The sequence below is a fragment of the Variovorax sp. PAMC28562 genome (genome assembly GCF_014303735.1).
Taxonomy (GTDB): domain Bacteria; phylum Pseudomonadota; class Gammaproteobacteria; order Burkholderiales; family Burkholderiaceae_C; genus Variovorax.
The window spans coordinates 682,106-702,721 of the sequence record NZ_CP060296.1 but is presented as its reverse complement, the minus strand read 5'-3'; the positions used below and the strand labels follow the sequence as shown (position 1 = coordinate 702,721).

The 20,616-nt window shown below is 64.3% G+C and carries 21 protein-coding genes; 8 read left to right on the top strand and 13 right to left on the bottom strand.

Annotated elements, in window-relative coordinates:
* From H7F36_RS03405 to apaG, 7 genes are all read right to left on the bottom strand, one after another.
* A complete protein-coding gene (locus H7F36_RS03405; protein ID WP_187053349.1) occupies window positions 1-486 on the bottom strand; it encodes a CinA family protein in 486 nt (161 codons plus the stop codon).
* Window positions 487-490: 4 nt separating this feature from the next.
* Complete coding sequence (locus H7F36_RS03400; RefSeq protein ID WP_187053348.1) at window positions 491-1,087, bottom strand: phosphatidylglycerophosphatase A; 597 nt, start codon at window positions 1,085-1,087, stop codon at window positions 491-493.
* Window positions 1,088-1,184: 97 nt separating this feature from the next.
* Window positions 1,185-1,775, bottom strand: a complete 591-nt coding sequence (locus H7F36_RS03395) for a TMEM175 family protein (protein WP_187053347.1) — start codon at window positions 1,773-1,775, stop codon at window positions 1,185-1,187.
* 30 nt (window positions 1,776-1,805) lie between these two features.
* Window positions 1,806-2,780, bottom strand: a complete 975-nt coding sequence (thiL, locus tag H7F36_RS03390) for a thiamine-phosphate kinase (RefSeq protein ID WP_187053346.1) — start codon at window positions 2,778-2,780, stop codon at window positions 1,806-1,808.
* 11 nt (window positions 2,781-2,791) lie between these two features.
* Window positions 2,792-3,913: a YbdK family carboxylate-amine ligase gene (locus H7F36_RS03385; protein ID WP_187054782.1), complete on the bottom strand. Its 1,122-nt coding sequence runs from the start codon at window positions 3,911-3,913 to the stop codon at window positions 2,792-2,794.
* A 68-nt stretch (window positions 3,914-3,981) separates the two neighbouring features.
* Window positions 3,982-5,238 carry a cation:proton antiporter gene (locus H7F36_RS03380; protein ID WP_187053345.1) on the bottom strand — a complete coding sequence of 419 codons (1,257 nt, stop codon included), beginning with the start codon at window positions 5,236-5,238 and terminating at the stop codon, window positions 3,982-3,984.
* Between the two features lie 85 nt (window positions 5,239-5,323).
* Window positions 5,324-5,719, bottom strand: a complete 396-nt coding sequence (gene apaG / locus H7F36_RS03375; protein ID WP_187053344.1) for a Co2+/Mg2+ efflux protein ApaG — start codon at window positions 5,717-5,719, stop codon at window positions 5,324-5,326.
* A 41-nt stretch (window positions 5,720-5,760) separates the two neighbouring features.
* Between apaG and rpe the strand changes: the two genes are divergently transcribed.
* On the top strand, window positions 5,761-6,471 hold the full coding sequence (gene rpe / locus H7F36_RS03370) for a ribulose-phosphate 3-epimerase (RefSeq protein WP_187053343.1): 711 nt from the start codon (window positions 5,761-5,763) through the stop codon (window positions 6,469-6,471).
* A 15-nt stretch (window positions 6,472-6,486) separates the two neighbouring features.
* On the opposite strand, the gene H7F36_RS03365 is transcribed toward rpe, so the two are convergent.
* Window positions 6,487-6,765, bottom strand: a complete 279-nt coding sequence (locus tag H7F36_RS03365) for a hypothetical protein (RefSeq protein ID WP_187053342.1) — start codon at window positions 6,763-6,765, stop codon at window positions 6,487-6,489.
* Between the two features lie 87 nt (window positions 6,766-6,852).
* Here H7F36_RS03365 and H7F36_RS03360 point away from each other — a divergent pair, with 87 nt between their 5' ends.
* Entirely contained in the window at window positions 6,853-7,818 is a 966-nt protein-coding gene (locus H7F36_RS03360; RefSeq protein WP_187053341.1) for a succinylglutamate desuccinylase/aspartoacylase family protein, read from the top strand.
* Between the two features lie 61 nt (window positions 7,819-7,879).
* A complete protein-coding gene (locus H7F36_RS03355) occupies window positions 7,880-8,830 on the top strand; it encodes a Ku protein (RefSeq protein ID WP_187053340.1) in 951 nt (316 codons plus the stop codon).
* A 43-nt stretch (window positions 8,831-8,873) separates the two neighbouring features.
* Here the strand turns inward: H7F36_RS03355 and H7F36_RS03350 are convergent, their stop codons facing one another.
* Window positions 8,874-9,692: a transglutaminase-like domain-containing protein gene (locus H7F36_RS03350; RefSeq protein ID WP_187053339.1), complete on the bottom strand. Its 819-nt coding sequence runs from the start codon at window positions 9,690-9,692 to the stop codon at window positions 8,874-8,876.
* Window positions 9,693-9,951: 259 nt separating this feature from the next.
* Between H7F36_RS03350 and H7F36_RS03345 the strand changes: the two genes are divergently transcribed.
* Window positions 9,952-10,098, top strand: coding sequence for a hypothetical protein (locus H7F36_RS03345; RefSeq protein ID WP_187053338.1), 147 nt, complete (start codon window positions 9,952-9,954; stop codon window positions 10,096-10,098).
* A 61-nt stretch (window positions 10,099-10,159) separates the two neighbouring features.
* Window positions 10,160-12,388: a catalase gene (locus H7F36_RS03340; RefSeq protein ID WP_187053337.1), complete on the top strand. Its 2,229-nt coding sequence runs from the start codon at window positions 10,160-10,162 to the stop codon at window positions 12,386-12,388.
* Between the two features lie 33 nt (window positions 12,389-12,421).
* Here H7F36_RS03340 and H7F36_RS03335 read toward each other — a convergent pair whose 3' ends face one another.
* From H7F36_RS03335 to H7F36_RS22115, 3 genes are read right to left on the bottom strand one after another with little or no spacing between them, the layout of a single operon-like run.
* On the bottom strand, window positions 12,422-12,799 hold the full coding sequence (locus tag H7F36_RS03335; RefSeq protein ID WP_187053336.1) for a response regulator: 378 nt from the start codon (window positions 12,797-12,799) through the stop codon (window positions 12,422-12,424).
* A 7-nt stretch (window positions 12,800-12,806) separates the two neighbouring features.
* The gene (locus H7F36_RS03330; protein ID WP_187053335.1) at window positions 12,807-13,169 is read right to left on the bottom strand and encodes a response regulator; all 363 of its coding nucleotides are present in this window, start codon (window positions 13,167-13,169) and stop codon (window positions 12,807-12,809) included.
* A 5-nt stretch (window positions 13,170-13,174) separates the two neighbouring features.
* Entirely contained in the window at window positions 13,175-15,670 is a 2,496-nt protein-coding gene (locus H7F36_RS22115) for a PAS domain-containing hybrid sensor histidine kinase/response regulator (RefSeq protein ID WP_187053334.1), read from the bottom strand.
* A 321-nt stretch (window positions 15,671-15,991) separates the two neighbouring features.
* Here H7F36_RS22115 and H7F36_RS03320 point away from each other — a divergent pair, with 321 nt between their 5' ends.
* From H7F36_RS03320 to H7F36_RS03310, 3 genes are all read left to right on the top strand, one after another.
* Window positions 15,992-16,345 carry a hypothetical protein gene (locus tag H7F36_RS03320; protein WP_187053333.1) on the top strand — a complete coding sequence of 118 codons (354 nt, stop codon included), beginning with the start codon at window positions 15,992-15,994 and terminating at the stop codon, window positions 16,343-16,345.
* A gap of 499 nt (window positions 16,346-16,844) precedes the next feature.
* Window positions 16,845-17,693, top strand: coding sequence for a helix-turn-helix domain-containing protein (locus H7F36_RS03315; protein WP_187053332.1), 849 nt, complete (start codon window positions 16,845-16,847; stop codon window positions 17,691-17,693).
* Window positions 17,694-17,767: 74 nt separating this feature from the next.
* A complete protein-coding gene (locus H7F36_RS03310; RefSeq protein ID WP_187053331.1) occupies window positions 17,768-20,173 on the top strand; it encodes a sensor histidine kinase in 2,406 nt (801 codons plus the stop codon).
* 32 nt (window positions 20,174-20,205) lie between these two features.
* Here the strand turns inward: H7F36_RS03310 and H7F36_RS03305 are convergent, their stop codons facing one another.
* On the bottom strand, window positions 20,206-20,589 hold the full coding sequence (locus H7F36_RS03305) for a hypothetical protein (protein ID WP_187053330.1): 384 nt from the start codon (window positions 20,587-20,589) through the stop codon (window positions 20,206-20,208).
* Between the last annotated feature and the right edge of the window lie 27 nt (window positions 20,590-20,616).

Below are 20,616 nucleotides of genomic sequence, written 5' to 3'. Positions count from 1 at the left end.
CTAGTTCGGCAGCTGCAACATAAGCACCAGCGTCTGCAGCGCATGCTGAACTGTCGCCGCGCGCACCTCGGCACGGTCGCCATCGAATTGCCGGCGCTCGCTGCGAATCTGCCCACGGACCGACCAGCCGAACCACACGGTGCCGACCGGCTTGTCGGGCGTGCCGCCACCCGGTCCGGCGACACCGGTGACAGCGACGGAGACCTGCGCTTTCGATCGCGCCACGGCGCCTGACGCCATCGCCTCGACCACTGCCTGGCTGACCGCGCCCTGCGTCGCGATGAGCGATGCGTCGACACCTAGCAAGTCGGTTTTGGCCTCGTTCGAATAGGTGACGAAGCCGCGCTCGAACCACGCGCTCGAACCGGCGAGGTCGGTGCAGGCAGCGGCGATCATGCCGCCGGTGCAACTCTCTGCGGTGGCCAGCATCCAGTGCTTTTGCTGGAGCAGGTCGGCGGTCTGATGGACCAGTGGATCGATCGTCATGCGCTTACCACGCCTTCCATGCGGCGATGACCAGCAGCGTGCAGAACGCGGCCACCAAATCGTCCAGGATGATGCCGAAACCCGCCGCCCACCACGACGGCTCGACAGCATCGCGCTGCTTGAACAAACCGTCGGCCCACGCGACCGGTCCGGGCTTGGCCGCATCGAAGAAGCGGAACAGGCCGAAGGCGATGGCCTGGCCGAGCAAGCCCGCCGGCGCGATCATCCACAGGATGATCCAGAAGGCGATCACCTCGTCCCACACGATGGCGCCGGGGTCGGCGATGCGCATGTTGCGTGCGGTCACGGTGCAGGCCCACCAGCCGACCGGCAGCGACACCAGAATGATCCAGCCGATGGTCGACGGCACGAACCAGCGCTGCATGACGAGGAAAGCGACCCATGCCCACAGCGTGCCGACCGTGCCGGGCGCGATGCGCGGCAGGCCGGAGCCAAAGCCGAGTGCGATGCAGTGCGCGGGGTTCGACAGCATGAAGCGCACTGTCGGGCGGCCGGGCAGCGGCGCACGGGCTGCATCGGCGCGGGTAGCACCGTGCGGCGGAAGGTCTGAAGGTTCTACAGGGGGCAGCGACTCGGTCATGAAGGGGGCGCTGCGGAGCGTGATGCTCTCGCTTGGGCGCGCCCCTCATGGTATCGGCTGCAGCGTGTGGTGGGCCACGGCAGGGCCGGAGAGACGATCAGGCGGCCCGCGCGAAGAGCGCATAGACGCGTGCGGTCGGCCCGGCTGCCAAGTTGAGCGCCAGTGCCCACAGCGCGTTGCCGGGGGTGATGAAGCTCAACACGATCGTCAGGACACACGAGGCGAAAAGCACGACCAGCGACACGCGCCGGTCCAGCCAATGCGCGTCGCGCACCGGGTCCGGCAATACCGACATCAACAGGAACCCTGTCGCCGCCACCAGGCCGATGTTGGCTGCATACAGGGCGGTCGCCGCGGCATAGGCTGTGAAGCGCCCCATCACCACCGTGGAGAACGGCAGCAGCGTCACGAACAGCAGGTACAGCAGGCACCACCGGGCGTAGCCCGCGCCGACAACCTCGCTGCGTGAACGCACCTTGATCAGCGAGAGCCAGCTGACGCCCAGCAAATAAAAACTCAACAGGTAGGGGATGAGCTTCGGCGTCAGCGCCCACAGCGCATGGACGAGCGATGCCTCGTCGGTCGGGCGACCGATCTCGTCCGGAATGCGCAGGTCGAGCACGAGCAAGGTCATGGCCACGGCGAAGATGCCGTCGGTCAGTGCTTCGAGGCGGTTCTTCGGGTACATCGGCCTGCCGCTTTCGTCAGTTGTCGGTCGTCAGGCGAAGTGATCGAACGAAGTGAAATGCTGCGCGACTGGTGCGCCGCGGGCGTCGACGACGCGCAGGCCCGGCTCGGCCTCGATGCGGCCGATGCGCGTGACCGGTGTGGCCGCGACGACACCGGCTTGCAAGACCGCATCGCGTGCGAAAGAGGGCGCGGTGAACACAAGCTCGTAGTCGTCGCCACCGGAAAGTGCGCAGGTCCGGAGGACCTCGATGGCGAACAGATCGGCCGAGCCTGGCGCGTGCTTGTTGGCTGCGACGAGGGCGGCAGCGGCATCCGCATCCAGCGTCGCTCCGACCCGACTCGAAGCCAGGATGTGCCCGAGATCGCCGATCAATCCATCACTCACATCGACCGCAGAACTCGCGATGCCGCGCAGTGCGATGCCCAGTGCCACGCGCGGCGTCGGCTGCTCCATACGGCGACGTGCCTGCTCGAACACTTCCGCACTCAGCGCCAGCGTGCCGCGAAACGCCTCCAGCGCCAGACGGGCATCGCCCAGCGTCCCGCTCACCCAAATGTCGTCGCCCGGCTTCGCGCCCGAGCGCAACAGCGCCTTGCCGGTCGGCACTTCACCGAACACGGTGATGCAGATGTTGAGCGGCCCGCGCGTCGTGTCGCCGCCGACCAGTTCGCAATCATGTTCATCGGCCAGCGCGAACAGTCCTCGCGAGAAGCTGGCTAGCCATGCCTCGTCGACGGCCGGCAAAGACAGCGCGAGCGTGAAGGCGAGTGGCGCCGCGCCGCAGGCGGCCAGGTCGCTCAGGTTGACTGCCAGCGCCTTGTGGCCGAGCCGCTCCGGCGCCACGGTCGACAGAAAGTGCCGTCCTTCGACCAGCATGTCGGACGACACGGCCAGCTGCATGCCTGGCGCCGGCGCCAGCAGCGCACAGTCGTCACCATTGCCCAACGGCGATCGCTTGGCAGGCCGCGCGAAGTAGCGCTCGATCAGATCGAATTCGCCCATCTCCGGCCTGTTCAGGTGCCCGCGCGAAAGCGCAGCGACGCTTGGCGCACGACTTCCGCCAGCAGGCGCTCCTTGCCCTGCTTTTCGCGCAGCCAGCGCGCGTCGTTGCGGTTGGCCTCGACGCTGGTGCGCAGCTGGCCAAGGGCCTGCGTCGCGTTGAGCGCCTCGCTGTGCCATTCGAGTTGCGTCATCGTCATCAGGATGTGATCGCGCAGCGGCATGTGCTCGCCGCTTGCCGGGTCGACATACACCGCGTCGAGGCCGAAGCGGCAGGCCTGGAACCGGTTGTAGGTGTAGACCAGATAGTCGTCTTCCGTCGGCTCGAAAGGCTGCTCCTGCAGGAACCAGGCGGCGAGCGATTGCACGTAGCCGGCCAGCGCCGCGGCACGCTCGATGGTGAGGGGCGTGTCGAACACGCGAATCTCGATCGTGCCGAACTCCGGTTTGGGCCGGATGTCCCAGTAGAAGTCTTTCATGCTGCGCACGACACCGGTGCGGGTCATGCGCTCGAAGTAGTTCTCGAACTCTTTCCAGCTCAACGTGAAAGGCGCGCGGCCCGACAAGGGGAAGGCGAACACCGAGTTGAGCCGCGCCGAATCGAACTGCGTGTCTTGCCCCTGCACGAACGGCGACGAGGCCGACAACGCGATGAAGTGCGGGATGTAGCGCGACATGCGATGCAACATGAGCAACGCGGCGTCGGCATCGGGGCAGCCGATGTGCACGTGCTGGCCGAAGATGGTGAACTGCTTGCTCAGGTAACCGTACAGCTCCGACAGCTCGCGAAAGCGCGGCTTGTCGTAGATGCGGCGTTCGTGCCATTGCTGAAACGCATGCGTGCCGCCGCCGACCACCGCGATGTTGAGCTTGTCGGCGTTGCGCACCAGCGCATCGCGAATGGGCGACAGCTGCGTGATCACGTCCTGTGCCGAGTGGCAGATGTCGGTCGAGATTTCGATCATGCTCGACGTCATCTCCGGCACCACGCTGCCCGGCAACGGCGTTTGCGCCATCAGGCGCAGCATGTCTTCGGCGTACGGTGCGAGGTCGTAGTCGTGCGTGTTGACGAGCTGCAGTTCCAGTTCGACGCCGAGCGACAGCGCCTCCGACTTGTTGAAGGGCTCGAGCTTCACCACGCGGCCAGCGGGCGACTTGGATGCGTCCGGCAGCGCGGGCAACGGACCGCGGTTCAAATTGATGCTCATCGTTGCGTCTCCTCTGCGGTCATGAACACCTCGGGCGTCCAGGGCAACGAGCTTTCGCCGGCGCTGTGGATCGCGATGGTCGCGAGCACGGCACCCAGCACTTCCATCAGCAGGATGGCGGGCAGCGCGACCTGCGTGATCATCGCGCCGAGCAACGGCGACGCAGTGACGAAGCCCGACGCGATCAACAGCGCGATCGACGACAGCGGCGACATTGCGCAGCCGACCCACAGCGCCTGTTTCCAGCTCGCGCCGCTGCCCGGGTTGGCGATGGCGACGCCGGCGATCTTGGCTGCAAAGCGCACGCTGATGACGGTGAGCACCACGCTCGCGACCGGCAGGCTCCAGTCCGCCTGGGCGGCGACGATCGACACCAGCACGAACATCAACATGGTGAGTAGCGAAGCTGCGGTGCCCAACTGGCGCGGCCAGGCCCACGGCTTGGGATTGAGTTGCTTCAACAGCACGCCGCCGATGAGCGCAGCCAGCGGTGCCGAGCCGCCGACGTGCGCCGTGAGGGCCGCACCGGCCGCGATGATGGCCAGCAGCAGGATCGACGTGTTCTCGCTGGTCGGGCTCATGAAGCGCAAGGCCGAGCGCAACGCCAGCGCCATGACCGCGCCGACCACGAACGACAGGCCCAGCACCACGCCCACCGGGTAGAGCTTTTGCACCAGCCCCTGCGGCGCTCGCTCGATCAGGCCGGCCTGCGCATAGCCCAGCGCCAGCGCATAGAAGGTGTTGAGCGTGGCCAGTGTCATCGCCCGATCGGTCACCGGGCCGGAAGCGCGGGTGTCCATCAGCACGCGGCTCAGCACTGCTGGCGAGGCGACGATGGCCATCAGCGCGATCGGGTTGGCGACCGGGTCTGGAATGCCAAGCCAGTGCAGCGCCCAGAACACGCCGAAGTACGTCAGCGAGGCTTCGAGGATGCTTTGCAGCAGCACCATCGGGTTGTAGCGAAACCAGCGCAGCGGCAGGCGACCGCCCGCCTCGAACAGAACGATCGCCACGCCGAGCTCCAGCAGGTACAGGCTGATGCCCTGCAGCGGCCAGAGCGCACCTTCGAAACCGGCAAAGCCGACGATGGTGCCGACGATCGAATAGCCGACCACCTTGGGCATGCCCATGTAACGCTGCACCAGGTGCCCGGCGGCTGCTGCCACCGCCAGCAGCAAGGACCACAGCACGATCGGCAGGCCGGCGGTCGGCCGCGCCCATTCCGCCCAAAACGCCATGAGCTCGTTGGTCATGACCGTGAAAGACGGGAGCGAAGAGAAGAAAGACATCATCGGAGAAACTTCATCCGGCCGGGTTGCGGCGGTACCGCCACGCGGGTCAATGCAGCACGCGGGTGCTGGGCCGACCGTCCGAATTGGCTTCGAGCACGAACATCGGGATGGGTACGTCGACGCGGTCGCCGGCCTCGTTCACCACGAAGAAGCTGCCGTGCATGGTGCCGCTGGGCGCCTGCAACCGGCAACCACTGGTGTAGCGAAACGACTCGCCCGCTGCCAGCAGCGGCTGCTGGCCGATGACACCGAGTCCCTTGACCTCCTGCGCGTGACCCGAAGCGTCGTTGATGAGCCAGTGGCGGGCGATGAGCTGGGCCGGCACCTCCCCGGTGTTGGTCACCGTTACCGTATAGGCGAAGGTATAGACGTGGTCTTCCGCCGACGATTGCTCGGGCAGAAAACGGGGCTCGACCTTGACGGTCATCGGGCTGTCGGACATGGCGCGATGGTAACTGTTGCCTGCTTTGCGACAATTGGGGAATGAGCACCACCGCCCGCCAATTCCGCATCTCGCCATCCATCCTTTCCGCCGATTTTTCGCGCCTTGGCGCCGAAGTGGCGCAGGTCATCGCCGGCGGTGCCGACTGGATTCACTTCGACGTCATGGACAACCATTACGTGCCGAACCTGACCTTCGGCCCGATGATTTGCCACGCGCTCAAGCCGCACGCCAAAACCGCCGCCGGCGTTGCGGTGCCGATCGACGTCCATCTGATGGTCGAGCCGGTCGACGCGCTGGCTGCATCGTTCGCCGAGGCTGGCGCGGACTTCATCAGCTTTCATCCCGACGCGTCACCGCACACGCACCGCAGCATTCAGGCGATCAAGGCGGCCGGCTGCAAAGCGGGGTTGGTGTTCAATCCGGCGCGCGGGCTGGAGGTGCTGGACTGGGTCATCGATGACATCGACCTGATCCTGATCATGAGCGTCAACCCGGGCTTTGGTGGCCAGACCTTCATCGATACGACACTCCGCAAAATCGAGGATGCCCGCAAGCGCATCGAGCAGAGCGGGCGCGACATCCGGCTCGAAGTCGACGGTGGCATCAAGGTCGACAACATTGCGCGTGTTGCGAGCGCCGGGGCCGATACGTTCGTGGCGGGCAGTGCCATCTTCACGCAGCCCGACTATGCGGCCGTTATCTCTGCGATGCGTACCGAACTTGCCGGCGCCGCCCCGGCCCGCGACTGACCCGCCTGCGCGGGATCAGCGCTTGCTGACCTTGTCGTTGTAGACCTTGTCGGTGACTGGGCTGGTACCGGTGTCGACCAGGCCTCGTTCCAGGTCGGCGTGACCTTGCTTGCCGACGCTTGTCGGCTCGCCATCCGCAGTTTCCTGGCTGTCTGAGGACTGGTCGCGTTCGTGTGGCAATTTGGGCGCCGAATTTCCATCCTGCTGAACCTTGGTCTTGCCGCTTTCGGCGTCTTCCACTGGCCCGGGCTGTACCGAATCAATTGCGGGCTGGGACGGTTTTTTGCTTGCCATGACGCTGCTCCTGTAAGCGTTTCTTTATCGCATGATGTTCGCCTGTCCCCGGTAGGACCGTCCTGCCGGTCGCTGTAGGATCGTTCGATGACATCGCTCCATGCCGTTGTGCCGCTGCGAATCCACAGCTTCGAATCGACCGCCCCCGGCCCCCGGCTGATCGTGCTCGGCGGCGTGCACGGCGACGAAACCTGCGGCACCGTCGGCATCGAACGGGTGCTGGCCGAACTCGATGGCGGCACGTTCACCTTGCTGCGTGGCACGCTTACCTTGGTGCCGGTGGCCAATCCCCTGGCGCGACAACGGCAGCGGCGCGAAGGCGAGCGCAATCTCAACCGGTTGTTCCAGCCGAGCACCCCACCGGCCGACTACGAAGCGCTCATCACCAACCTGCTTTGCCCTTTGCTCGACCGGCACGACGTGCTGCTCGACCTGCATTCGTTTCAGAGCGCGGGCGATGCGTTCGCGATGATCGGTCCGCGCGACAACCACGGCGGGCTGGAGCCGTTTTCGCGGGCGTTCGAAGAGGGGCAGCTGGCATTGCACATCGGGACCTCTCGCGTGGTCGAAGGCTGGCTCGATATCTACGCCGCCGGCCTGGCGCACCGCGCGAGCTTGCCGGGTGGCGCGCCGGTCGACGATGCCGCGCTGGCGTTCGGCTGGGGCACCAACGAGTACATGCGCAGCCAGGGCGGCTATGGCGTCACGCTGGAATGCGGGCAGCACCGCGACCGGGCTGCACCCGAGGTGGCGTACGGCGCGATCCTGTCGGCGTTGCGAACGCTGGGAATGATCGAAGCCGCGCCTTCGTTGCCTTCGAGGCCTGCGCTGCTTCGGCTGGTTAGCGTGACCGATCGCACTCACGAAGAAGACCAGTTCGTTCGCGAATGGGCGACCTTCGACGCGGTGGCGCAGGGCGAGCCGATCGGCGTGCGCGAAGACGGCACCATGCTGCACGCCGAGCGCGATGGCTTCATCGTGTTCCCGAATGCCGAGGCGCTGCCGGGCACCGAGTGGTTCTACTTCGCGGTCGAGAGCGATCGGGTGCTTTAGCTTCGTTCCTACAGGTGTGATGCTGCGGTGCGCCTACTGTCAAGGGATGGAGGATTCTCAAATGCCCGATTCGAAACCTGCCCCGCGCGTTCTCTGGAAAGGCGCCATCAGCTTCGGCCTCGTTCACATCCCGGTCGCGCTGTACTCCGCCACCACCGACAGCGGCATCGACTTCGACTGGCTCGACAAGCGCACGATGGACCCGGTTGGCTACAAGCGGATCAACAAGAAAACCGGCAAGGAAATCGACCGTGAGCAGATCGTCAAGGGCATTGAATACGAAGACGGCCAGTACGTCGTGTTGAGCGATGCCGAGATTTCGGCCGCCTACCCCAAGACCACGCAGACCATCGAGATCGAGACCTTCGTCCCGGCCGCCGGCATTCCGTTCGTCTACCTGGAGCGGCCGTATTACGTGGCTCCCATCAACCGCGGCGCCAAGGTCTATGCGCTGTTGCGCGAAACCCTGCAACGCAGCGGCCGCATCGGGGTGGCGCGCGTCGTCATCCAGACCAAGGAACATCTGGCAGCGCTGGTGCCGTCGGGCGCCGGGCTGGTGCTGAACCTGCTGCGCTGGGGCACCGACATCCGCTCCTGGAAAGACCTGCCGCTGCCGGCCGAAGGCGCGAAGCAGGCGGGCCTTTCAGACAGTGAACTCAAGATGGCGAAGGCACTGGTCGAAGACATGAGTTCCGACTGGGACCCGGACGCTTTCAAGAATTCGTTCAAGGACGCGATCATGAAGCTGGTCGATCGCAAGGTCGAAGCCGGACAGACCGAAGCGGTCGAAAAGCTGGAGCCGATGGAGGCAGCGGATGCGGAAAGCAGCGCCAAAATCATCGACCTGACCGAATTGCTGCAGCGCAGCCTGCGCAAGGGCGGCGCCCGGGCGGCCCCGGATGCGCCCGTGTCCGGCGGGGCCAAGGCAGCGACCAAAAAGTCGGCTGCCGTGCCGGCTGCAAAAAAGTCCGCGCCGGCAGCGGCAAAGACATCTCGGCGCCGCGCCGCCTGAGCCTTTCCAGAGGCGCCCGAGCGGCGCCTGAAATCGCTCGAGGCTACTGGACGATCTCGTCCGTCGTCACTTCGAACCGCTGCAGCGTGTTCGCCCCAAACACCATGCTGATCGGCACGTCGGCCGCATCACGACCGCGCGCGATCACGATGCGCCCGATGCGCGGCGTGTTGTGCCGCGCATCGAAGGTGTGCCAGCGGTTGCCCAGGTACACCTCGAACCAGGCGCTGAAGTCCATCGGATACGGCACTGCCGGAATGCCGATGTCGCCGAGGTAGCCGGTCACGTAACGTGCCGGGATGTTCATGCAGCGGCACAGCGTGATCGCCAGGTGCGTGAAGTCTCGGCAGACGCCGACGCCCTCGCGAAAGCCTTCGAGTGCGGTGCGCGTGGCGCGGGCGCGCTGGTAATCGAAGCGCAGATGGCGGTGCACGAAATCGCAAATCGCCTGCACACGGTGCCAGCCCGGCGCGACGTTGCCGAAGTTGGCCCAGGCGAACTGAAGCAGCTCGCTGTCGACCTCGCAATAGCGGCTCGGCAGCACGAAGGGCAGCGTCGATACCGGCAGATCGGCCGGCGCATGCGCGACGGCGCCATAGTCGACCGGGTCGGCCCAGCCGCTGTCGAACACCACCGCTTCGTTGCGCAAACGCACGCTGCTGACGCCGAACGGAACATGGACGCGGGCGCAATGGTTTTCGAAAACGTCCTGGCAATGGTCGGTCACCAACGGCGGGCTGATGGTGATGTTCTCGCCGGCCGGGATGTCGGCGGCACGTGACGGATGCACCTGCAGCATGTAGATCAACGCCGTGGGAGCGGCAACGCCGAGTTCGATGTCGAAGCCGATTTTGATGAGCATGTTGGCGTTTCTCTGAGGACAGGAGCTGGAAGCAAAGCAGTTTTGATGCCTGCAGTCCATCTGCAGGTTGTGCGCATCGTATCGGGCACCAAAGTCACCCCGCGTGGGCCGTGGCCGGTTCGCGCGTAGGTGCCAGCGCGGAACGGTCGGCACGGTCCTACCTTGCTTCCCTCGCAACTCCCACACCTGCGCACGCGTGCCCACTACGGGTAACGGAGCGTGTGAAACGTAAATTTCATGCCATCAACAGGAGCTGATCATGGGGCTGTCGTCGTTGTGGGGTGTGTTGAGTAGCGCATCGGTCGATGACGCGCTGGTTTGGGGCGTTGCAATCACTTCTGCGTTGGTCGCATTGGTGGCGTTGGTCAATGCGCTCGACATGTTCCTGGATGCCGAAGCCGGCTAGCTTTTTCTAATTTGTTTCCCGGTGCCACATGCGCCTGGATTTCGGTCCCCGAAGGATTTCAATGACGCCCCAGAACAAGGGAGCCGCAGGCCGTCGGCCCAAGCCTTCAGCCAAAGCTGCCGCCCATGCCGGCGCCAGCGCCAAGCAAGAACAACTGGCCGGCTACACGACCGACAGCGCGCCGGAGCTCACGACAAATCAAGGCCTGCAAATCCCTGACAACCACAACTCGTTGAAAGCGGGTTTGCGCGGGCCGACGCTGCTCGAGGATTTCATTCTTCGAGAAAAGATCACCCACTTCGACCACGAGCGCATTCCGGAACGCGCCGTCCACGCCAGGGGTTCCGCGGCACATGGCTACTTTCAGGTCTACAAGTCGATGTCGCAGTTCACCAGTGCCGACTTCCTGCAAGACCCGTCGGTCAAGACGCCCGTTTTCGTGCGTTTTTCGACCGTGGCGGGCGAGCGCGGCTCGGCCGATACGGTGCGCGACGTGCGCGGATTCGCGGTCAAGTTCTACACGCAGCAGGGCAACTACGACCTGGTCGGGAACAACATCCCGGTGTTCTTCATTCAGGACGCGATGAAGTTTCCCGACCTGATCCACGCAGTGAAGCCCGAACCGCATCACGCGATGCCGCAGGCGGCCAGCGCGCACGATACTTTTTGGGACTTTGCTTCGTTGATGCCCGAGTCCACCCACATGCTGATGTGGGCCATGAGCGATCGCGCCATTCCGCGCAGCCTGCGCATGATGGAAGGCTTCGGCGTTCATACGTTTCGCTTTATCAACAGCCGCGGCGAGAGCCACTTCGTCAAGTTCCACTGGAAGCCGAAGCTCGGCATTCACGGCCTCGCCTGGGATGAAGCGCAAAAGATCGCCGGCAAGGACGCCGACTTTCATCGCCGCGACCTGTGGGAAGCGATCGACAAGGGCGACTTTCCGGAATGGGAGCTGGGCGTGCAGCTCATTCCGCAAAACAAGGAGCATTCGCTCGGCTTCGACTTGCTCGACCCGACCAAGCTCATCCCGGAAGAGATGATTCCGGTCCAGCGCATCGGCAAGATGGTGCTCAACCGCAACCCTGACAACTTCTTCGCCGAGACCGAGCAGGTCGCGTTTCACCCCGGCCATGTGGTGCCTGGCATCGATTTCTCGAACGACCCGTTGTTGCAAGGCCGGTTGTTCTCGTACACCGACACGCAGATCTCGCGGCTAGGAGGCGCTAACTTTCACGAGCTGCCGATCAACCGGGGCGTATGTCCGTTCCACAACTTTCAGCGCGACGGCATGCACCGCCAGACCATTGCGCGCGGTCAGGTTGCTTACGAGCCGAACACGCTCGGCAACGGATCGGAATTCAGGGTCGACGGCAGCGACAAGGGATTTCACTCGTTCCCCGACGAGTTGGAGCCGCCCAAGATTCGGCGTCGAAGCCCGTCATTCGACGATCACTTCACGCAAGCTCGCCTGTTCTTCAACAGCCAGAGCACGGCCGAGAAAGACCACATCGTCGCAGCCTTCCGGTTCGAGTTGTCGAAGCTCGAACTGCCCGCTATTCGTCAGCGAATGGTCGACAACCTGGCGCATGTCGATGAAAAACTGGCGCGTCGCGTGGCGGAGCCGCTGGGCATCGGCATTCCGGACGCCAAGGCTGCGGCTGGGCGTGCGGGCTTTCGCGACCACCAGATCAGGCTGCCCATTTCGGAATCGCCGGCACTCAGCATGGCTGGCAGCGGCGACGGCTCGATCAAGACGCGCAAGGTGGCGATCCTGGTGGCCGATGGCGTCGACTCCGCCTCGTTGAAGCCGATCCGCGAAGCCATCGAAGCAGCGGGCGCGCAGTGCAAGGTCATCGGTTTGAGGCTCGGCACCGTGACCAGCAGCAGCAAACGTCAGATCGACATCGACGCAACCTTCACCAATATGCCGTCGATCATGTTCGACGCGGTGCTCGTGCCAGCGGGCAAGGAGAGCGCCCAGGCTTTGTCGCGCAGCGGCGATGCAGTGCACTTCGTTCTTGAAGCGTTCAAGCACTGCAAGGCGATCTGCACGGTGGGCGAGGGCGTGGCGCTGCTGTCGACGCTGGGCCTCGATGCGGGCAAGGGGGATGCCAAGAGCGGCAAGGACGATGGCGCCGCGGTTCCGTCCGGTGTAGTGATTGCCGCGACCCCGGCGACCAACATGGGCGACCTCACCGCAGCGCAGCAGGTGGCGCGCGACTTCATTGCGGCAATGGCCAAGCACCGGCATTGGGATCGCGCCGACATCGACGCTGTGCCGGCCTGAGGACGGCAGCACGCGCTGCGCCAGGCTGGCCAGTCAACGCGCCAGGCTGGCTCGAACGCGAGACCACAACTCGGCGCGCGCGATCGGCTTCGTCAGAAAGTCGTCCGCGCCTGCGTCGAGGCCCGCCTGACGCTCGGCGGCGTCGACCTCTGCACTGATCAGGATGATCGGGATGTGGCGGGTCTCGTCCGATGCCTTCAGCGCCCGCGCGACTGCGTGACCGTTCATGCCGGGCATTCGCACATCGAGCAGCACCACGTCGGGCGTATGTTGCGCGGCCAGCGCCAGTGCCTCGGGTCCATCGGCTGCGCTGAGAGTGGCGTAACCCTCGGGCGCGAGCAGCGCTTCGAGCAACCGGCGGTTGGCTACGCGGTCGTCGACGATCAGTACGGTGGCGTCGGATGTACTCATATGCATCTCATGCCAATAACCTGTCGATGGCCGCATGCAATTCCTGGTAGCGCAAGGGCTTGGCGATGTAGGCATCGCAGCCGGCGGCTTCCGCCTTCGCCTGGTCGTCCTTCATGGCCATGGCGGTCAATGCGATGACCGGAATCGCCGCCGTCGCCGGCGCGCGCTTGAGCAGCGCCGTGGCGGCCAGGCCGTCCATGCCGGGCAACTGGATGTCCATGAGGATCAGGTCGGGCTGCGCATCGCGCGCCATCATCAAACCCACTTCGGCATCGACCGCGCACAGCAACCTGTGGCCAGCGTTGCCTAGCAGCAGGCAGGTCAGCTTCATGTTCGCCGGGTTGTCTTCGATGATCAGGATGCAGGCCATGCTGTTCAATCCTGTGGATGCGGGAGCACGCGGCGCACTTCGTCGACGAAGCGGTCGTGACCGAATTCGTGCTTCTCGATGACACGCAAGGCTTTGCCGGGATAGCTGTCGAGCGCGGCACGATGCTCGGTGGAAATGGGGCTGCCGGTCACCACCACGATCGGGATGTCGGCGGTATCGGGGTTGCGAGACAGCACGTCCACGACGTCCATGCCGTTGGTTTCCGGGATGGTGAGGTCGAGCAGGATGATGTCGGGCTTCACGCGTTGCGCCAGTGCGATGGCGTCATCGCCGCCATAGGCGCGAAGCACCGCATACGCCGGCGTCGGCAAGAAGGCGGCGATGACATCGATCGCGTTCGGGTCGTCGTCCACCACGAGCACGGTGCGCGTTCGGCTCGCGCCGGGCTGCAGACCGAGGCTGGCCAGCGTCGCCTTCAGGTCGGCCCGGCTGATCGGCTTTTGCATGGCGGCGACCGCGCCGCGGCTCAGCGCCACGTTGCTGTCGGCCACGCCGGCGATGATCACCACCGGCAGGTGCGCGAGGTCGGCGCTTTCGCGCATCTTCAACAGGAACTCCCAGCCATCCATGCCGGGCAGCTCAAGGTCGAGCGTGACCAGGCTGAGTGTCTGCATCGGCGCCATGACGAGCGCGGCTTCGGCGCTTGCGGCATGCAGCACGGTGAAGCCTTCGGCCTCCAGCAGCAGGCGCACCAGGTCGGCCGCCTTGTCGTTGTCTTCGACCACCAGCGCCATGCGTTCGCTGCGAATGGCCGCCGCCGGGTGTGCGTTGCCATTGGTGGTCGCCATCACATGGGCCAGCGGCGGCGTGGCGAGCAGCGGTAGCCACACCGCGAAGCAGGCGCCTTGGCCCTCGGCGCTCGACACAGCGACAGTGCCCGCGTGCAATTCGGCCAGTTGCTTGACCATCGCCAAGCCCAGACCCGTGCCGGCGAACTTGCGCGCCAGACTGCTGTCGATCTGGCTGAAAGCCTGAAACAGCCGCGCCATGTTCTCCCGCGAGATCCCGATGCCCGCGTCGCTCACCCGGATCTCGAGAAAATCGTCGTGCTCGCTGTCGGCCAGAGGGAAGCTTTGCACCGGCCATGTACCGGGCAGGGTGCCGACGCTGGCACGCGGCACGCGCTGCACGCTCAGCACCACGCGGCCCCCGTCTCCACTGAACTTGACCGCGTTCGACAACAGGTTGTAGACGATCTGCTTGGTCTTTCGCATATCGAGCCGCGACAGTCCGATGCCTTCACCGGTTTCCAGGTCCAGCCGGATGTGCTGGGCTGCCGCCTTGTCCTTGACGATCGACAGGCTGTCCTTGAGGAGGCGCGCGAGGTCCACCGTTTCCATCTCCAGGCTCATCATCCCGGCCTCGACCTTGGACAGGTCGAGGATGTCGTTGATGAGCGCGAGCAGGTGCAGCCCGCTGGTGAAGATGTCGCCGATGTAGCCCGTTTGCGTATCGCTCATGGAGCCCATCAGGCCGTCCTTGAGCGCTTCGGAAAAGCCGATGATGGCGTTGAGCGGCGTGCGCAGCTCGTGCGACATGGTCGCCAGAAACTCCGACTTCATGCGGCTCGCATGTTCCAGCTGGAGATTGGTTTCTTCGAGCGCGCGTTCTACTCGCCGCCGTGCGTCGACGTCGCGTGCCGAGGAAATAATCCCCTTCACCTCACCCTCGCGATTCCGGAACGTCGCTGCGTTGAAGGACACCACCGTTTCGACCCCGGTGCTCGAGCGCACCGTCAACTCGAAGTCGCTGATCGTGTTGTCTCGCAGCACCCATGCGACACCCCTTTCGGCGCTGTCGGGGTCGGTAAAGCAGTTGCGGCATGGTGTGCCGATCAGTTCTTCGCGGCTGCGCCCAGTCAACTCCACCATCTGCTGATTCAGGTCGGTGATGATCCCCGCCGGATCGGTCATGACCAGCGCGTCGGTGTTCGATTCGATCAGGGATCGCGTGTAGAACTGCTGATCGCGCAAGCGTTGATCGAGCTGCGCCTTGGCGGCTTCCACTTGCATCCGCGCCGTGTTGTCAGTGCCGATGAGCAGGTACCCGATGATGGCGTCGTGCGCATCGCGCAGTGCGGTGACAGAGACGATTGCCGGGAAGCGGCTGCCGTCCTTTCGGATGTAGGTCAGCTCGTAGATGTCTTCGATGCCGCGCGACGCCTTGAAAACCAGCGCCTCGAAGCCCGGCTTGATGGTGGTACCCAGTTCGAGGCTTAGCGCTGCTGCCCGTGCGATCACTTCCTGTGGGTCGGAAATGTCGGCCGGCGTGATGGTGTCGACCGTTTCGGCGGCGGTGTAGCCAAGCATGCGTTCGGCGCCGACGTTAAAAATCTGTATGACGCCGCGGGCGTCGGTTGCAATGCTTGAAAAGTTGGCGCTGTTGAAGATGGCGTCTTGTAGCGCGCCGGCCTTGATGAGCGTCTCTCGCCGCCGAAACTCGACGATACCTTCCGGCCCGGATGTTTCTGCGTTGTCCATGGTTCAGGTTATCCGCATTTCGAGTCTTGTCTCGAGGATTATCCAAATTCAATTTGGTCGCACGACGTTGCAAGCCGCAAAACTCTTTTGTATTTTCGCCTTTGACCAATAAATTAACTAAGACTAAAGTTCCCCTGCCGCTTAAGAAGATGGTGCTGCGAGGATCACTTAATTTCTCAGGATATGCGGCAAAGAATTTAAGAGAAATTGCTTCGACGTAATCCTTGATGTAGAACAACCAGTTGCAAAATATCGCGTTCTAAACAAGCTGGCGGTGTACAACGAAGGTTGCGGCAAATAGCCAGATCCAAAAAAAATTCCATGCAATACCGCGCTTCGCCTTTTCATCGTCAGGCCGACCGCGATGGCTATGTGTCGCGAGGCGCACGGATTTCCGATTTCATACGCAAGGCGCAGGCTGGTCGCGACATCCTTCAATTGCAGTTGAAGCAGTTGCCTTTGAGGCTGCTCCCGGCGCCATTTCAGCTTCCGAATGTGCAGGTGACCCCCATGCAGGCTCACTTCGACGTCGACCTCCCAGACAGCGCCGAAGCCGTGCCATCGGGTCCTTCAGGGCTTCATACCTACGATCCGGCTCCGTTGGCGAATACGTTGATCACGCAGGCGCAGGCGGCTATCGAACAACTCGGCCGGTTGATGATCGCCAATGAATAACGCGAAAAGCAATTGCGTTTGTATGACGATCCAGACGCCTCGCGCGCACGGCCGTCACTCGACGGCGCCGCTCGTTCCGCGGTCGACGAGTGTCTGGCATCTGCGTCGGCGTTGTTGAACGTGACACGGGCGCTTCATAACCGGTTGCCCGCACCCACCCCGCAGGAGTGCGTGGAAGAGTCGAGGGAACTGACCGAGCTGAGCAAGGCAGCCGGCCGCGCCGCCTACCGGGCCGCGCTGTTGATCGTCGATCCTGAATTTCAGCGGGTGCCACGAGCTGCTTCGCACTGGCCTGGGAAAGTCCGTTTGTAATTCTCGAGGTGAGTAATAAATCAGCCAATCGCCGGTTTGGGAGGGGCTGCGGCGATTGGGTTTAAATCGGCATTTGGACGTTACCGCACAGTTGGTGTTTCGGTGACAGTTCAAAATGATCGATTTACCTGCAATTCGAGACCGCGATGCCGATGTTTTCAAGTTCGAAGTCGAAGGGGCGACAAACATGACGGTGACGTCCGTCGAGCCCTATGTCGCGCGCCTGTTGGTGGTCGACGACAACCCGGAGCAGCTCAAATTGCTGCTCGAAGTGCTGCGCGGTGCCCGCTTCGAAATCATTGTCGCTTTCGACGGAATGCAAGGCTACGGCCGCGCCGTCGCACAAGCGCCCGACCTCATCCTGATGGACGTCCGCATGGGCCGCACCGACGGCTTCACAGCCTGTCGGCTGCTCAAGGCCGATCCGCTCACAGCGCACATTCCAGTGATTTTTCTGACGAGTTCCGGCAGCCTCGAGGAGCGGCTGACCGGACTGCGCGAAGGCGCTGTCGACTACGTGCTGAAGCCTTTCGAGCCGGCCGAAGTGCTGGCACGCATTCGCACGCATCTGCGCCCAGCGCTTCCCTCACCCTCTATGGCGGAAAGGGCTGGAACTGCAGGAGTTGTCGGAATTGCCGGAGTTACCGGAGTTACCGAGGCGAGCACCGCTGCCGCAGCAGACACCGACCAGCAGCCCGACCATGTGCTGGTGCAAGCCGCCCTGCGCCAGGTCGAATCCAACCTGGCCAGCATGCCCACGCTCGCCGAAATTGCACGCCGTGTGGGCACGCACGAGAAGCGGCTGACCAAGGCGTTCCGCCAACAGACCGGCATGTCGGTTTTCGAGTTCGTGCGCGAACAGCGGCTCGGCCTGGCACGGCGACTGCTTACGCAAACACCGCTTGGTATTGCCGACATCGCTGCGGAGGCGGGCTTCTCGAGTGCCGCCAACTTCGCCACCGCATTCAAGGCCGGACTGGGCACTTCACCGAGCGAATACCGTGCCCAGCTAGCATCGCGGCAAAGGCCGTCTTGAGGCTGGCGTCGTCGCGGATCGAAGCCTGCAGCCTCGCTGCGCTGGCTTTGTTATCTGCGTTGTCGGCGCTGTCGATGCTTTCTACGTTCGCGGCGGCCAACACCGCAATCGCTGCAAGCGTGGCAACGCCATCCCCCGACACAGTGCAGACCGCGGAGGCCCACTGGCCAATGTCGCTCACCAGCCGCATCCAGGTACTCGAAGACGCCACGAGCAAGCTCTCTTTGGAAGACGTACTGGCCAAGGCAGACGCCGTGCAGCCGGACGCGGTCGCGGGCTCTTCGTCGCGCTTCGTTCCGGCCACGACGAGCCTCCTCCAGCCAGGCTTCTCGCAGTCGGCCTGGTGGCTGCGCCTGCGCATCGCCAACGACGCCCGCAGCGTGCAACGCTTGCGCCTGTTGTTGCGTTCACCTCGACTGCAGTACGTCGATTTCTACTGGAACATCCCCGGCGCGGAGCCCGCCGGCTGGCAGCACAGTCGCGCCGGCACGGCGGTCAAGGTCAGCGAGCAGGAGCCGGCGCGGCGCGAGCCTCTGCTGCCGATCAACCTCGACCCGGGCCAGCGCGCCGAAGTGCTGGTGCGAGTTGCCGGTGCATCGAGCATGCAGATCCAGCCCTGGCTCTATCCGGCCGATGCATGGCTCGACCGTGAAACGCGCGATGCGTTGAAAGACGGTGCGCTCATCGGCGGCCTGCTGATGATGGCCGCGTATTCGCTCGTGCTCTGGCTGCTGTCGCGCAGCGGGGCGATGGGCTGGCAGTGCGCCGGTTTCGCGATCCTCGCCCTGTACGAGGGGTCGTTCCGCGGCCTGACGCGCTTCTATCTTTGGCCGGAAAGCCCTGTCTGGGCTTCGCGTGCGCCCGGCGTGCTGGGCGGCGGATGCGTGCTGGTGCTGATGTTCTATCTGCACAGCCTGACGCTTCGATTGCGAACCCGGCCCACGGGGGGGCGTGGCTACTTCATTGCGCTGGCCGGAGTGCAAGGCGCGGTGTGCATGGGCATGCTCGTCGGCAACTACTACGTCTTCACGCAGATCAACCTCGGCGTGTCGTTGCTCATCGTCGGCAGCCTCATCGTTGCGGGCTACCTGTACGTGCGTCGCGAAGGCGCTCACCACAAGCTGCTGCTCTGCGCCATTTTGTTCGCGCTGCTGAGCGTGGGCATTCGCACCGTGGGACTGCAGGGCGCGCTGCCGCCCATGCTGGCAGGCGTTCGCAACTACGCGACGGGGTTCACGACCGCTGTCGCCGCGCTGGTCGCGCTGGCGGTGTGGGCCCACCAGACCTCACAACAGCGTCAGCAGATCCAGGAAAGGGTGATCGACCTCTTGAGCCGCCAGCACCATCGTCTGCGCCGTGCAGTGGCGCGTCAGACGCGTGCACTCAACACCGCGCTGGCCGAAGCCGAAAGCAACTACAAAAAGCAGGTCCGCATCATGTCTTTCATCGGCCACGACCTGCGTGCGCCGCTTGCCACCATCGTCGGCTATGCACGTCTCATGCGGTACGACGACGCGTCGTCCCGCGGCGGCCGTGAGAGCCATCTGGACACCATCGAGCGCGAGGCGACCTACCAGCTCACGCTGATCGACGAACTGCTCGAACATGCGCGCGGCGAGCGCGACCAGCTCACGTTGAATCCGACTGCGGTCGACCTGGCCGGCCTGCTGGATGCTGTCACGCCGCACGCGGAGAGCTTCGCGGCGCAGCAGCGCAACGCCTTCGTTTTCGTGCCCGACCCGGCCGGGCCGCGCTGGGTGCAGCTCGACGCAGCGCGGTTGCAACAAGTACTGCTTCACTTGCTGGCCAACGCCGGAACGTTCGCGCGCGATGGCTGCATCAGCCTGCGCGTCGGCTCGCGGCGCGAAACCGAGGGAGGCGACAGTGACGACGGCGTCTGGCGATTGAGTTTCGAAGTGACCGACACCGGAACGGGGGTCGAAGCCGAAGACCTCGCTCGGGCCGCCGACAGCTTCGAGCAGGCCCAGCCGGTCGATGGCGCACCGGGGGTTCCTGGCAGCGGTGGCGCTGCCGGGCAAAGCAGTCTCGGACTCGGACTCTTCATCGCGCAACGCATCGTGCAACGCATGGGCGGCGAGTTGTCGCTGCGGTGCGACGCCGGACGTGGGTGTCGTTTCAGATTCGAGTTGCTGGTGCCGGAGGCCGAGCCTTTGCCGGCTGCTACACCGGCGAGTTCGAGCGCGCCCGCAGCGCCGGTTGCGCCCACCGCAGCGCCCACGTCGATCGTCGAGTCTGGTGATGTTCCGACCGCCGATGCGCTGGCACGGCTGCATCGCCTGGCAGGGGACGGCCAGTGGAGTGCGATCGACGATTGGCTTGCGCAAACGCTGAGGGCACAACCGGAATGCAGCGGGTTTGTCGCCGCCGTGCGCGCTGCCTTGTCGGCACTCGATTTCGATGCCATTCAGCGCATGGCGACACCGTCGCTGCCCGAGCGCGCTGCCTGGCCCGCTACCTGAATCGATCGAGGACGACGATCGAGGCGTTGGGTCTACAACTCGACGAAGTTGCTTTCCACGGAGATGCCGCCTTCGGTGTTGAGTACGAAGGTCAGGTTCTTGGTGGTCGATTGGCCCGACTCGCCATCCGGTTGCACCAACGCCGAGGCGCGATCGTCCCCGGCCTGGTCCGGACGCGCGTAGAAGTGCGAAACCGTGATGCCGTCCAGATCGGCGAGCGGTTTGAGGAACGCGATGAACGCCGTTGCCGTGATGCCGTCGTCTTGAATGGCGCGCCAGTGTTGCAGCAGCGTGAGATTGGAAGCGTGGCGCGCCTGCGCCGCATCGAGCGCTTCGACGCTGCCGATGTTCGCTTCGCCGCCAATGACATCCAAGCCATCGAGAAGCGATGGATGAATCGAGTGCTGGTTGTTCATTGTGTTTGCTACAGAGTTCGCCATGCG

What these genes read in the sequence shown, in the direction of transcription:
- H7F36_RS03405 (WP_187053349.1), bottom strand. Translation starts at nt 486, where the DNA reads ATGACGATCGATCCACTGGTCCATCAGACCGCCGACCTGCTCCAGCAA.
- H7F36_RS03400 (WP_187053348.1), bottom strand. Translation starts at nt 1,087, where the DNA reads ATGACCGAGTCGCTGCCCCCTGTAGAACCTTCAGACCTTCCGCCGCAC.
- H7F36_RS03395 (WP_187053347.1), bottom strand. Translation starts at nt 1,775, where the DNA reads ATGTACCCGAAGAACCGCCTCGAAGCACTGACCGACGGCATCTTCGCC.
- thiL (WP_187053346.1), bottom strand. Translation starts at nt 2,780, where the DNA reads ATGGGCGAATTCGATCTGATCGAGCGCTACTTCGCGCGGCCTGCCAAG.
- H7F36_RS03380 (WP_187053345.1), bottom strand. Translation starts at nt 5,238, where the DNA reads ATGACCAACGAGCTCATGGCGTTTTGGGCGGAATGGGCGCGGCCGACC.
- apaG (WP_187053344.1), bottom strand. Translation starts at nt 5,719, where the DNA reads ATGTCCGACAGCCCGATGACCGTCAAGGTCGAGCCCCGTTTTCTGCCC.
- rpe (WP_187053343.1), top strand. Translation starts at nt 5,761, where the DNA reads ATGAGCACCACCGCCCGCCAATTCCGCATCTCGCCATCCATCCTTTCC.
- H7F36_RS03365 (WP_187053342.1), bottom strand. Translation starts at nt 6,765, where the DNA reads ATGGCAAGCAAAAAACCGTCCCAGCCCGCAATTGATTCGGTACAGCCC.
- H7F36_RS03360 (WP_187053341.1), top strand. Translation starts at nt 6,853, where the DNA reads ATGACATCGCTCCATGCCGTTGTGCCGCTGCGAATCCACAGCTTCGAA.
- H7F36_RS03355 (WP_187053340.1), top strand. Translation starts at nt 7,880, where the DNA reads ATGCCCGATTCGAAACCTGCCCCGCGCGTTCTCTGGAAAGGCGCCATC.
- H7F36_RS03350 (WP_187053339.1), bottom strand. Translation starts at nt 9,692, where the DNA reads ATGCTCATCAAAATCGGCTTCGACATCGAACTCGGCGTTGCCGCTCCC.
- H7F36_RS03345 (WP_187053338.1), top strand. Translation starts at nt 9,952, where the DNA reads ATGGGGCTGTCGTCGTTGTGGGGTGTGTTGAGTAGCGCATCGGTCGAT.
- H7F36_RS03340 (WP_187053337.1), top strand. Translation starts at nt 10,160, where the DNA reads ATGACGCCCCAGAACAAGGGAGCCGCAGGCCGTCGGCCCAAGCCTTCA.
- H7F36_RS03335 (WP_187053336.1), bottom strand. Translation starts at nt 12,799, where the DNA reads ATGAGTACATCCGACGCCACCGTACTGATCGTCGACGACCGCGTAGCC.
- H7F36_RS03330 (WP_187053335.1), bottom strand. Translation starts at nt 13,169, where the DNA reads ATGGCCTGCATCCTGATCATCGAAGACAACCCGGCGAACATGAAGCTG.
- H7F36_RS22115 (WP_187053334.1), bottom strand. Translation starts at nt 15,670, where the DNA reads ATGGACAACGCAGAAACATCCGGGCCGGAAGGTATCGTCGAGTTTCGG.
- H7F36_RS03320 (WP_187053333.1), top strand. Translation starts at nt 15,992, where the DNA reads ATGCAATACCGCGCTTCGCCTTTTCATCGTCAGGCCGACCGCGATGGC.
- H7F36_RS03315 (WP_187053332.1), top strand. Translation starts at nt 16,845, where the DNA reads ATGACGGTGACGTCCGTCGAGCCCTATGTCGCGCGCCTGTTGGTGGTC.
- H7F36_RS03310 (WP_187053331.1), top strand. Translation starts at nt 17,768, where the DNA reads ATGCTTTCTACGTTCGCGGCGGCCAACACCGCAATCGCTGCAAGCGTG.
- H7F36_RS03305 (WP_187053330.1), bottom strand. Translation starts at nt 20,589, where the DNA reads ATGAACAACCAGCACTCGATTCATCCATCGCTTCTCGATGGCTTGGAT.